General features: G+C 59.6%; 1 pseudogene. It reads left to right on the top strand.

What is annotated here, in order from left to right:
- A pseudogene (locus BK120_RS34290) lies at window positions 1–824 on the top strand (exosporium glycoprotein BclB-related protein); the annotation flags it as partial.

Raw genomic sequence — 824 nt, 5'->3', positions numbered from 1 at the left:
CCAGGCTATCCAGTAGGTCAGGTCGTAACGTTTAATGGAAGCACGTATATCGTGAATACGGCGCCGCCAACAGGCACACCGGGAACTTCGACGGATTATACGCTGATTGCAGCGAGTGGTGCTACAGGAGCAACTGGTGCAACGGGAGCGGGAGAAACAGGAGCGACCGGTGCGACTGGAGTAGCAGGAGCAACGGGTTTAACGGGCTCCACAGGAGCAACAGGAGCTGACGGCGTAACTGGTGCGACAGGAACTGCTGGGGCAACAGGTGCAACGGGCTCCACAGGAGCAACAGGAGCTGAAGGTGTAACTGGTGCGACAGGAGTAGCAGGAGCAACAGGTGTAACGGGCTCCACAGGAGCAACAGGAGTAGCAGGAGCAACTGGTGCAACGGGCTCTACAGGAGTAGCAGGAGCAACGGGTGTAACAGGCTCCACAGGAGCAACAGGAACTGCTGGGGCAACAGGTGCGACAGGAGTAGCAGGAGCAACGGGAGTAACGGGCTCCACAGGAGCAACAGGAGCTGAAGGTGTAACTGGTGCGACGGGAGTAGCAGGAGCAACGGGTGCAACGGGCTCCACCGGAGCAACAGGAGCCGACGGTGTAACTGGAGCGACAGGAGTAGCAGGAGCAACGGGAGTAACGGGCTCCACAGGAGCAACAGGAGCTGAAGGTGTAACTGGAGCGACAGGAGTAGCAGGAGCAACGGGTGCAACGGGCTCCACAGGAGCAACAGGAACTGCTGGAGCAACAGGTGTAACGGGCTCCACCGGAGCAACAGGAGCCGACGGTGTAACAGGCGCGACAGGAACTGCTGGGGCAAC

It is taken from the genome of Paenibacillus sp. FSL A5-0031, from assembly GCF_001956295.1.
In the GTDB taxonomy this organism is placed as follows: domain Bacteria; phylum Bacillota; class Bacilli; order Paenibacillales; family Paenibacillaceae; genus Pristimantibacillus.
This window is presented reverse-complemented; position numbering and strand designations above follow the sequence as displayed.